The sequence below is a fragment of the Pseudoalteromonas sp. M58 genome (genome assembly GCF_042604605.1).
Lineage (GTDB): Bacteria > Pseudomonadota > Gammaproteobacteria > Enterobacterales > Alteromonadaceae > Pseudoalteromonas > Pseudoalteromonas tetraodonis.
Genome location: NZ_CP152390.1, coordinates 3188490 through 3200006, shown reverse-complemented (window position 1 = coordinate 3200006; position 11517 = coordinate 3188490). Strand labels below are relative to the sequence as shown.

At 40.8% G+C, this 11517-nt stretch carries 10 protein-coding genes, 4 tRNA genes and 1 pseudogene; 10 read left to right on the top strand and 5 right to left on the bottom strand.

The window, feature by feature from the left end; genetic code table 11:
- Positions 1-50: 50 nt before the first annotated feature.
- Positions 51-707, bottom strand: a complete 657-nt coding sequence (locus AAGD16_RS14795; protein ID WP_008108518.1) for a response regulator transcription factor — start codon at positions 705-707, stop codon at positions 51-53.
- A 213-nt stretch (positions 708-920) separates the two neighbouring features.
- Positions 921-1292, bottom strand: coding sequence for a histidine triad nucleotide-binding protein (locus AAGD16_RS14790; protein WP_013466185.1), 372 nt, complete (start codon positions 1290-1292; stop codon positions 921-923).
- A gap of 92 nt (positions 1293-1384) precedes the next feature.
- Between AAGD16_RS14790 and AAGD16_RS14785 the strand changes: the two genes are divergently transcribed.
- On the top strand, positions 1385-1987 hold the full coding sequence (locus AAGD16_RS14785; RefSeq protein WP_377112698.1) for a DUF2057 domain-containing protein: 603 nt from the start codon (positions 1385-1387) through the stop codon (positions 1985-1987).
- A 57-nt stretch (positions 1988-2044) separates the two neighbouring features.
- Here AAGD16_RS14785 and AAGD16_RS14780 read toward each other — a convergent pair whose 3' ends face one another.
- Positions 2045-3886 (bottom strand): M1 family metallopeptidase, encoded by a 1842-nt coding sequence (locus AAGD16_RS14780; protein ID WP_377112695.1) that lies wholly within the window; start codon positions 3884-3886, stop codon positions 2045-2047.
- Positions 3887-4028: 142 nt separating this feature from the next.
- On the opposite strand from AAGD16_RS14780, the gene murB reads away from it, so the two are divergent.
- The 9 genes and pseudogenes from murB to AAGD16_RS14735 all read left to right on the top strand — a co-directional run bounded on the left by murB (position 4029) and on the right by AAGD16_RS14735 (position 9041).
- Positions 4029-5039: a UDP-N-acetylmuramate dehydrogenase gene (gene murB / locus AAGD16_RS14775; RefSeq protein WP_377112692.1), complete on the top strand. Its 1011-nt coding sequence runs from the start codon at positions 4029-4031 to the stop codon at positions 5037-5039.
- On the top strand, positions 5036-6028 hold the full coding sequence (birA, locus tag AAGD16_RS14770; protein WP_377112689.1) for a bifunctional biotin--[acetyl-CoA-carboxylase] ligase/biotin operon repressor BirA: 993 nt from the start codon (positions 5036-5038) through the stop codon (positions 6026-6028). The genes murB and birA overlap by 4 nt, the downstream gene beginning before the upstream one ends.
- A complete protein-coding gene (locus tag AAGD16_RS14765) occupies positions 6025-6723 on the top strand; it encodes a type III pantothenate kinase (RefSeq protein ID WP_377112686.1) in 699 nt (232 codons plus the stop codon). The genes birA and AAGD16_RS14765 overlap by 4 nt, the downstream gene beginning before the upstream one ends.
- Positions 6724-6849: 126 nt before the next feature.
- Positions 6850-6925: transfer RNA gene (locus tag AAGD16_RS14760), tRNA-Thr, on the top strand.
- A 39-nt stretch (positions 6926-6964) separates the two neighbouring features.
- Positions 6965-7049 (top strand) — tRNA-Tyr (locus AAGD16_RS14755).
- A 46-nt stretch (positions 7050-7095) separates the two neighbouring features.
- Positions 7096-7170: transfer RNA gene (locus AAGD16_RS14750), tRNA-Gly, on the top strand.
- Positions 7171-7180: 10 nt separating this feature from the next.
- Positions 7181-7256: transfer RNA gene (locus AAGD16_RS14745), tRNA-Thr, on the top strand.
- Positions 7257-7391: 135 nt separating this feature from the next.
- A pseudogene (gene tuf / locus AAGD16_RS14740) lies at positions 7392-8580 on the top strand (elongation factor Tu).
- Positions 8581-8900: 320 nt separating this feature from the next.
- Positions 8901-9041 (top strand): hypothetical protein, encoded by a 141-nt coding sequence (locus AAGD16_RS14735; protein WP_164907914.1) that lies wholly within the window; start codon positions 8901-8903, stop codon positions 9039-9041.
- A gap of 158 nt (positions 9042-9199) precedes the next feature.
- Here AAGD16_RS14735 and AAGD16_RS14730 read toward each other — a convergent pair whose 3' ends face one another.
- The gene (locus tag AAGD16_RS14730) at positions 9200-10111 is read right to left on the bottom strand and encodes a hypothetical protein (protein WP_377112682.1); all 912 of its coding nucleotides are present in this window, start codon (positions 10109-10111) and stop codon (positions 9200-9202) included.
- 174 nt (positions 10112-10285) lie between these two features.
- Positions 10286-11476 (bottom strand): dipeptidase, encoded by a 1191-nt coding sequence (locus AAGD16_RS14725; protein WP_377112679.1) that lies wholly within the window; start codon positions 11474-11476, stop codon positions 10286-10288.
- Positions 11477-11517: the final 41 nt, after the last annotated feature.

Sequence of the window (11517 nt, the reverse complement as noted above, 5' to 3'; positions counted from 1 at the left end):
TATAAAAACAGGCACTTAAAGTGCCTGTATGGTATTTATTCAAACAAACGTTAACGAATTTCGTCAGGAATGTTTTGTTGTGCCCAAGAAAGTAATTCAATACGGTTACGACATTTAGTTTTTCTAAATGCACTGTATAAATGAGTTTTAACCGTATGCGGGCTAATACTTAACTCTTCAGCAATTTCTTTATTTTTAGAACCATTACTCATTAACGAGATAATTGCTTTTTCACGCTTCGTTAGCTTTATTGGTTCAATATCACCATCAGTTAGCTTATGCAGGGCATCTTTATTAAATTGCAGCATGCGGTTAAGCGCATTACACATAATGTCACGACGATACCAAAGCTGATCTTCGAGTAATAAACGAATCCCTTTCATGAGTACATCGGCATTATCTGTGGTGTAAAATACACCACGAATACCGCTAAGTAATGCGCGATTAGCAAGCTCTGGGTTTTCATCTAAATTGAACAACACAATATCGCACTTGATGCGTAAATTAACTAGTTGCTCTTTTAGCTTTGTCCATGCGTCTTTACTTGATGTTTCAATGAACAATAAGCGAGTACCTACCGGAACATCTAAAATATTTGTACCCGTAGTTACGTCAAGGCCTTGCGTTTTTAACAATGGCTCTAAAACGTTAATACCAATAGTGTTAATTGGTTCTTCATCTAACAACAAAAAGGCTGAACTGCTCATGTTTTTTTACTCTTTTATAAAGCTGGCTAATTAATTTTACCACAATCCCTACACACCTTTTGTATTAGAAAATCATTATTTCACTGGAGAAAAGGTGCGATTTCCGATTATTTAAACATAAAATGTTGCAAATAAGTAATTGTTTTTTTTCGTGTAGTAAGAAAAACGCCGTATTTTTGATTTTTTTAAACTAATCTAAGATTTAACTAAGCACTATAGCGCCGTTTTTTTAGTTTCTTGGTATGGAGGCCAGCCCATTTCTTTACCTGCGAGCATATGTAAATGTATGTGATACACAGTTTGGCCACCATGTTCATTACAGTTCATCACAACGCGGTAGCCGTCATCGCTAAAGTTGTGTTGCTTGGCCAGTTTTGCGGCGACCGTGTATAAATTACCAACTAAATGTGAGTTTTCATTATTTATATCATTTATAGTGGCAATTGGTTGCTTGGGAATAATTAATACATGAAATGGCGCTTGAGGATTAATGTCTTTAAACGCTAGCGTGTCATCGTCTTCGTAAATAATATCTGCTGGAATTTCGCGATTAATAATTTTAGTAAAAATAGTCTCTTGGCTCATAATGATGACTCTAATTTATTTGATTAATATATGTGTCACTAATGACAAATTTTGCTAGCAGTGTCAAACTGAAATCAACTAAAGGAGTAATTATGCGTAAATCAATATTATTAGGCAGTGTAGCGGCGCTCTTAGTGAGTGCATCGAGTTTGGCAGAAAATATTCACTTTCCTGAGGAATTTGTTCCTTTGCAAGTGGGTGAACGAATAATTGAAAGTTCGCTTTTTAGTCGTGTTGATGATGTTGAATTAGCACCGGGTACTTATCAGCTAAAACTTAAATACACAGATTTATATGACTTAGGTTATGACGATCATGAAGTGATTGAGTCAGAACCTTTTTGGGTGAATGTAACCATTGAAGCGGGTAAAGATTACACCTTAGTATTTAATCGTGCTGAAAATGCGGTAGCGGCAAAAGTATTTGCTGAGGCACCGCAAGTGAGTTTAAAAGCAAAAGGCAGCACCTTAGCTAAGCCATTAAATATTATTGCCGAACGACAAGTTCAAAGCGCACAGTTTAACCAGCAAACAACAGCAACCCCAGCGGGCCCGCAAAAACCGAGTCCTCCCATTAAACCGATTACGCCAATTAATGGAAAAGGCATGCCAAGTGCGGCAAATATGCTCGACTTTTGGTGGCAACAAGCAACGCTCGCTGAAAGGCAGGCTTTTTTAGATAAAGTAACAAAATAATTAAGCATTAAAAAAGGGCCAAATTGGCCCTTTTTAGTTTATTGGTAACGCTATTATTTATTCAAATAACGCGTCAATGGTACCTTGTGCAAGTGGGTGATAACCCGGACGTGCTTTTAAGTACACGCTTTGTGCCCAGTCTTTTTTACCATGTGTAATAAGTGCTTTGTAAAGTGGCACTATTAGCTTACGACGACCAATACCCGATAAGTGTTTATCAAGCGCAGGGTAAATCGGTTGGTAACCGTTACCCACTGCTAGCATGTACCATGCAAATGCGCGTTCTGCGTTAGTTGATTGGGTTAAGTTAAACTCGCCGTCTAATTCAGTCATTTTTTCAATGCTTAAATCGCGCGGTAGGTTATTTAAAAAGTGCAGCCACTCATGCACTGTCCAATTTGCAGTAGGTAATTGTGCGGCAGTTGTATCCCCCTTTAACCATGCTTGTGTTGCAGCATCTACTTTATCGAACGCATCAGAGGTAGGGTTAGGTGCATCACTTGGTAAACCAGGCTCAAAAATCCACTCGTTCACTTTATCCATGCTCACTACACCAGGGTACTTTTCAATTAAGTTAGCTTTGATGTAAGTCACAAATTGCGCAGTGGTTAGTGACTTAAACGCAAATTCATTAAAGTAAGTTTTAACAAAGTCATCAAACTTATCACGGCCATATTTTTCTTCTAGGTAGATTAAAAATAGCTGACCCTTTGTGTAAGGCACTGAGCTAAACGCATCATCCGGATCGCGGCCATTAAGTTTTAAATTAAGGCGAGTGTCTGGTGCATCAATGGTTTTAAGTTGCGCACGCAGACCAGCAGCATCAAGCGCTTGCTCCATTACTGCACGGTCGCGACCAAATACTTCTTCCATAATGCGGTTTTCAACGTAAGAGGTAAATCCTTCGTTTAACCATAAGTCTTCCCATGTGGCATTGGTTACTAAGTTACCAGACCAAGAGTGAGCAAGCTCATGTGCAATCAGGTTAACGAGGCTTTTATCGCCAGCAACAACGGTTGGGGTAATAAATGATAGACGCGGGTTTTCCATGCCACCAAATGGGAAGCTAGGCGGTAGCATAAGTAAGTCATAGCGACCCCAAGCATATTCACCATACATCGCATTGGTTTTGTCGATCATCGCTTGGGTGTCATTAAATTCAGCAACTGAGGCATCCAAAATAGTCGGTTCAGCAAAAATACCGGTTTGTTTAGACATCGCTTTAAATTCTAAGTTACCAGCACCAATCGCAATTAAGTAAGGCGAAATTGCTTGTGGCATATTGAAGTGGTAATCACCGTCTTTATAAAGGGCATCTTTATTATCGGCACTCATTACCGCACGCACATCTTCAGGGGTATGAATACGTGCAGAATAAGTCACACGCATTGCCGGTGTATCTTGCACAGGGATCCAACTACGTGCATGTATCGCTTGCGATTGACTATACATAAACGGGTGCGTTTTACTGGCTGTTTGCTCTGGCGTTAACCACTGTAAGCCCGACGCTTCTGGGCGACTGTTGTAGTAAATACGGACTTTTTCAGCTTGGCTTTTAAATGTAATGGTTAGTTTTGAGCCTTTAACATCGTCGCGATTAGCAAGGTTAAAACTGGCTTTATGCCAATTGCCATTGGCTGTTTGATACATCACTTTATCAATATCAAGATCGCGAGTATCAAGTACTAGCCTTGTGCTTTTCGCGTTTTGCCATTGTAGCGTATGCTCAACAAAACCTTCTAATTGCTTGTCGGCAAAGTCGATGTCTAAATCAAGGTTTAAATGCGTGGTGATAACATCATCAAGGTTGGCGTAGGAATTTTGATCAATAGCGCTAGCCATTGCTTGCGAGCACATACCGGCCATAGCGAGGCTTAAAAAAAGAGGTTTGATTTTCATAATTACCTTGAGTACAAATAAAAAAGTACCCGTTTTATAACATGATTGCCACAGTGGGTTGAACAATTTTTACAAGCTGATGCGCAATTTGCGACGATGAGTTAAACTAGAGCGATTAATTACTGGTACCTTTAGGACCCTTGTGGCGCACTCATTACAACCCCTACATACATTTGCATTAAGTAGCCAATGCCAAAATTTTATTGAGATCACCGACTCAGCGCAGCTTCAAACTCAGAGCTTTAACGCGCCTTTTTGTCTGTTAGGGGAGGGCAGTAATACCATTTTTTTAAATGATTATGCTGGCACGGTTATTAAAATGGCGACCCAAGGAATTAATATTACTGAACGGGAAAATGATTTTTTAGTCAGTGCGGCTGCCGGTGAAAATTGGCATCAATTAGTGACTGACTTGCTTGAGCAAGGCATAGCAGGGTTTGAAAACTTAGCACTCATACCAGGCACAGTCGGTGCCGCGCCAGTGCAAAATATTGGTGCCTACGGTGTAGAAATAGCACAATTTGTAGAAGCTGTTGACTATTTTGATATTAATAGCAACTGCTTCAAATCTTTAACTAATCAGCAATGCCACTTTGCTTATCGTGAATCGGTTTTTAAACACGCGTTAAAAAATAAAGCGGTGATCACCCAAGTGCACTTTAAACTGCCAAAAATATGGCAGCCAGTACTTAGCTATGGGCCGCTACAACAACTAAAAAATCCGACGCCACAGCAAGTATGTGAGCAGGTGATACAAACACGCAATAGCAAACTCCCAGACCCTTATAAACTAGCTAATGCTGGGAGTTTTTTTAAAAACCCAATTATTACGAATGCTGCGTTAGTGCCGTTACTTGCGCAGTTTCCTGAGTTACCTCATTACCCACACGGAGCCGGTCATCATAAAGTCGCAGCGGGGTGGTTAATAGAACAAGCGGGGTTAAAGGGATATAAGATTGCCGGTATTGAAGTGCATCAGCAGCAAGCTTTGGTGCTCGTTAACCATGGTCACAGTACAGGGGATGATTTGATCAGCATGATCACCCATATTCAAAACACCGTTTTAGCGGGCTATAACATAAACTTAGAACACGAAGTGCGGTTAATTGATCAACACAATGAATGCCATATCTCTTTGGAGCAATCAGCATGAAAGCACCTGATGGAAACAAGCTGGCTATTTTAAATGCGCTTAATAAAGGCGGGTTTGTCTCTGGGCAAGCTTTAGGAGAGGAATTAGGAATTAGTCGTGCCGCTGTTAGTAAACACATTCAAAGCCTACAAGCTATGGGCTTAGATGTATTTAAAGTTACAGGTAAAGGCTATTGCTTAAATAACCAAGTAGGGTTACTTAATCAGGAAAAAATACAACAGCTTTATGCTGAGTTAGGGCAAAATATCGCTAATATTGAAGTGCAGCCGCTCATTGATTCAACCAACAGCGAACTAATGCGCCGCATTCAGGCTAAAACACCACTTCAGTCGGGCACGGTAATCGTTGCCGAAATGCAGCAAGCAGGTCGGGGGCGTCGAGGGCGTGTATGGCAATCGCCATTTGGTGCCAACTTATACTACAGCTATTTTTGGCGATTAGATGATGGTTTACAAGCCGCTATGGGTGTATCGATTGCTGTTGGTTTAGCGGTGTATGATGCGATAAAAGCACTTTATGGTATTGGTGTAGAGTTAAAGTGGCCAAACGACATTTACATAAATAAACAAAAGCTCGCTGGCGTATTAGTTGAATTAGACGGGCAACCACAAGGGCCGTGTCAGTTGGTGATAGGAATTGGTATTAATTTAAATATGCCACAAAGTGCCAGTCAGCACATTGACCAAGCATGGACAGATTTAAGTCAGCACACCCAGCAGCTAGATAAAAATCAACTAGTAGCTTCATTAACTTATTGGCTAGAGCAACGCTTAGCGCAATATCGTGAGAATGGCTTACAAACTATGTATCAACAATGGAATGCATTAAATGCGTTTGCAGGCGAGCAGGTAGAGCTTAATACCGGGCATCGTAGTTGGTGTGGCATTTGTGAAGGTATAGATGCGCACGGTGGTGTACGTATTCGCCAAGACGGCGAAGTAAAAAGTTATTATGGCGGCGAGATTTCATTAAGAAAGGCGCAAGCATGAGATTGTTAATTGATGTAGGTAATACTTCACTCAAAGCCGTATTGTGGGAAAACGGGCAAATACAGCCATGTGATATTAATAATATTTCATGGCAGCAAATTACGGTTGTTATTTACGCTTGTGTTGGTCGTAGCGAGTTACTTAAACAATTATTAGCGCAAGCCAAAACGCATAATATTGATTGTTTTGAGGCTACGGTTAGTAGTGAGCTCGGTGGGTTACGCTGCGCGTATCAGCAAGTAGGTAATTTGGGTATAGATAGATGGTTGGCGCTTATTAGCGGTTATACGCTTTACCCTAATATGGCTGCTATTGTTGTTGATGCTGGCACGGCTACCACCATAGACGTTCTCAATAATGATGGGCAGCATCTAGGAGGCTGGATATTACCTGGGCTTGATTTAATGACTTCATCACTCACTCAAAATACTCAGCGGGTATTTGATGATGCAAACACGCCATTTGCTAATGAGCTTGGAAAAAACACCCCTAATGGGTTAAAAAACGGAGCCTTAGTGGCAACTATGGGTGCCATTGAACAAGCAAGATTGCATTTAAAGACAAAAAATAGCCTCTTAATTTTTGCGGGTGGTTATGGTCAGCTGTTACAAGGGCATTTTTCACTGAGTATTTTCGACCCAATGCTAGTAATGAAAGGCTTAAATTACTGGTATGAGTTAGCTAAAAAGAGTTAAAAACAACAAAAAAACAGCTTTTTGCGCGAATAGTGAGCGTTTGAAGCATTAAATCACATTTTTTTTAATTTTTTGGTTGCATCCCAATAAACCTTACTCTAGAATCTCGCCCCGTACTAAAGCAGTGCCGACTTAGCTCAGCTGGTAGAGCAACTGACTTGTAATCAGTAGGTCAACCGTTCGACTCGGTTAGTCGGCACCACTTTCCTTTTACCGGAAGTGCTTAGTAAAGAATTATCGTGGAGGGGTTCCCGAGCGGCCAAAGGGATCAGACTGTAAATCTGACGGCTCAGCCTTCGCTGGTTCGAATCCAGCTCCCTCCACCACTTTATTCTAGACGGTTAGAGGTAGTTTAAGAACAGGTTCCTTAAAGCGGGCATCGTATAATGGCTATTACCTCAGCCTTCCAAGCTGATGATGCGGGTTCGATTCCCGCTGCCCGCTCCAATTTGATGATGCTGATATAGCTCAGTTGGTAGAGCGCACCCTTGGTAAGGGTGAGGTCGGCAGTTCAAATCTGCCTATCAGCACCAGTCAATCGAATCGCCTTAAACACTTCCTTTATCTGTCAGAAAAAACTATTTGAAATTTGAAAAAATTAACTTAATCTACCTATGGTGGATTATTTTCATATGTAATCTAGATACACAAAACTGATAGGTTCCGTCATGGCAAAAGAAAAGTTTGAACGCGTAAAACCGCACGTAAACGTTGGTACAATCGGCCACGTTGACCACGGTAAAACTACACTAACTGCAGCAATCACTAACGTACTTGCAAAAGTATACGGCGGTGTTGCTAAAGATTTCGCATCAATCGATAACGCTCCAGAAGAGCGCGAGCGTGGTATCACAATCTCAACTTCACACGTTGAGTACGATACTCCTACTCGTCACTACGCACACGTAGATTGTCCTGGTCACGCCGATTATGTTAAAAACATGATCACTGGTGCTGCTCAAATGGACGGCGCTATCTTAGTAGTTGCTGCGACTGACGGTCCTATGCCACAAACTCGTGAGCACATCCTACTTTCTCGCCAAGTTGGCGTTCCTTACATCGTTGTATTCATGAACAAATGTGACATGGTTGATGATGAAGAGCTACTTGAGCTAGTAGAAATGGAAGTTCGTGAACTTCTTTCTGAATACGACTTCCCAGGTGATGACTTACCACTAATTCAAGGTTCTGCACTTAAAGCACTTGAAGGCGAAGAGCAATGGGAAGCTAAAATCGTAGAGCTTGCAGAAGCACTAGATACTTACATTCCAGAGCCAGAGCGTGACATCGATAAGCCATTCATCATGCCTATCGAAGACGTTTTCTCAATCCAAGGTCGTGGTACTGTTGTAACTGGCCGTGTTGAAGCTGGTATCATCAACGTGAACGACGAAGTTGAAATCGTTGGTATCAAAGAGACGACTAAGTCTACTTGTACTGGTGTTGAGATGTTCCGTAAGCTTCTTGACGAAGGTCGTGCTGGTGAGAACATTGGTGCACTTTTACGTGGTACTAAGCGTGAAGACGTTGAACGTGGTCAAGTACTAGCTAAGCCTGGTTCAATCAAGCCACACACTACATTCACTTCAGAAGTAAGTATACGTACTTTCGAAAGATGAAGGTGGTCGTCACACTCCATTCTTCAAAGGTTACCGTCCACAGTTCTACTTCCGTACAACTGACGTAACAGGTGACGTACAGTTACCAGAAGGCGTAGAAATGGTAATGCCTGGTGATAACGTTAAGATGACAGTAACGCTAATCGCGCCAATCGCGATGGACGAAGGTCTTCGTTTCGCTATCCGTGAAGGTGGCCGTACTGTAGGTGCTGGTGTTGTAGCAACTATCGTAGAGTAATAATTAACGTTTAAGTTAATTGTTAGAAAAAGGTCACTTAGGTGGCCTTTTTTAATGGCTGCGATTTACATCATGTGAAGGTGGCGCAGTTACCTTAGGCGTAGGTGCTTTGTAGCAACTATCGTAGAGTAATAATTAGCATAGCTAATTAATACGAAAAAACCCGAGCTTAGCCTCGGGTTTTTTAATGTCTGCAATTTACTTCATGTGAAGGTGGTGCAGTTACCTTAGGGGTAGGTGCTTTGTAGCAACGTTCAACGAGTAATAATTAGCCTAGCTAATTAATACGAAAAAAACCGAGCTTAGCGTCGGGCTTTTTAATGTCTCAAGAAAAATACAGGTTTCAGGTATTAGGTGCGAGGCTTCAGGCAGAGCAAAGCGGTATTAATTTGATCATCGTAGCATGGGTTGAGTTTTATCGAACTCAGAGGATAAAGCATGAAGGTGGCGCACTTACTTAGGCATCGGTGCTTTGTAGCAACTATCGTAGAGTAATCATTAGTTGTAATGCATTAAGCATTAATAAAACCCGAGCTCAGTCTCGGTTTTTTTATGCCTGAGGTAAAGTGTAATTATTAATGTTATCGCTGTAACAAAGTAGGAGTATGGACTTAATTAGTTAGTAACTAGCATTCTTACGTAATTCATCAAGCATATCTTGGTTACCCATCATTTCGTCAAGCGTTGCCCTGACTGCATTGTCAGAGGTATTGTCATAAACTGAAAGTAGATGTTGCGCCATTTGCTTCGTATAACCACCTTGTTTATTTTGAGCTTGGTAGTATTGCGCCATCAACCCTTGTGCAGCTAAGCGACGGATATAATCATTCGAGTCTTGCTCTAACAAGTTTGTAAACTGCTCTGCAAGGCGGTAATCAAGTACCGGTGTTTGAGTTGATAACTCAACAGCTTGAATTTTAAATTTTTCGTCACTACTGTTGTTCGCTAAATTTAAAATGTTACCCACTACTTCATAGTCATACTCAGGCATAGTAGATTTATTTAGAATATACATATTCATTTGCAGTTGGCTCAGTGCAGCTAACCTATTTAAATCAGAGATGCTTGGATCTAAAGTTTGCTCTCTTAATTGAGAGTTTATTTGTTTAGCATAATCAGGTTCTGATTTGATCCTTAAATCATAGTCTTCTGGTAAATCTGCATAAAAGCTATAAAGAGGATTTTGCTCACGTCGTTTTTCATCTTCTTGCTGCTGTTTTTCCTCTAGTACGTCAAGAACAAGCTCCTTAAATTCGTCGGTATCTTGTTCTTGATAAGAGTCATTAGCGTGCAGTTTTAAGTTTGCTATTTTGCGTTGTAGCGAACTTACTTTCTTGCTTAGTTCGTCAATTAGGGCTTCATTTGATTGCTGGTATTCTACAGGAGTACTAATAGAAACTGTGGAGCTTAGCTGTTGCTGGTTGGGTTTATTAAGCGAACTGGCCTGATCTTTAAAAAATGTTCCGTAGCATGAAATTACCAAGGCAAGTGTTGCTATAGCAATCGCAATAGTTCCTTTGTTTATAGTCATAAAATAATCAGCCTCTAAAATGGGTAATTTATCTGTTTTCGAAATATAAGTCTGTTAAAAAGTGTGTTAAATGAGGGTTAAATATACGGGTTAATTAAGAATGCGGGGCGTGAGTGGCGAAATACGTTGTTTAAAGTGGCTATAAGCGCTAGACCTAAGCCTAGCGCGTAAAGCTTAATGAGATTTTGCGTATTGCTCAGCTTGCTTCCACACTCTTAGCGTATTGCCGCTTAAAATCTTTTTAATATCGCTATCGCTGTAGTCTCTGTCCATTAAACCTTGAACTAGGTTGGGGTAGCTAGACACATCTTTTAAACCGATAGGCAGTGAGTCACCTACGCCGTCGTAATCAGAGCCAATACCAACATGCTCTATACCAATTAACTTCACAACGTGATCAATATGATCAAGCACTTGCTCTAAGCTTGCAAATGGGTAAGGGTTTTTAGCGCGGTACATCGCATCAAAATCTTTACTTAACTTAGTACCATCTTTTTTTACCGCTTCTTTTTTACTTTTTAACTGTTTGCCCCACGTACCTGCTTTAGCAGTAACAAAGCTTGAACCAAAGTTAATTTGAATAACACCACCGTTCTTTTTAAGAGCTAATAACATGTCGTCATTCATATTACGCTCAAAACCTGGTGTGTATTTACGTAGTGATGAGTGTGATGCAATCACAGGAGTGTTAGACAGTTCCATCACTTGATAAAATGCATCGTCCGAGATATGAGACACATCAATCAGCATGCCGATATTATTCATCTCTTTTACTAGTTCTTTACCAAATGGGCTTAGGCCTTTCCACTTGCGACGAATATCGTATGATGAGTCAGAAATATGGTTGCTTTGCGAGTGAGCAAGGGTGATATAGCGCACACCACGGTCAAAAAAATGCTGTAGGTTGTTTAAATCGCCTTCAATGGGTGAGCCGTTTTCCATGCCCATAGCAATCGACATTTTACCTTGCTTAAATTGTGCTTCGATATCGCTTGTTGAGCTGGCAACGGCAAACTTGTCAGGTGCACGTTGTGCAATTGCTTCCATACCATCAATAAGTTGATTCGCTAATTGAAAGCTTTTGCCTTTGCCTTCAAACTCTAAATGAGCAGGAATATAAATCGACATAAATGGCGCGTTTAAACCGCCTTTTACTGCACGAGGGTAATCAAAATCGCCGCCATCAGTAGCTTTAGTTACATCAGCCCATTTTGCGTGAATACGGTAAGGTACATCAATGTGGGTATCGATTAAAATGGTATCGTGTGCAAGCTTAATTGCTTTATCCGAGGGAGTAATTTCTGCGTGTACTGCACCTGTTAATGCAATCGACATTGCAATAACTATTGAGCTTAGTTTTGTCATTTATAATGGCTCTTTAAGTTAAAAAAGCCATTGTCTATTTT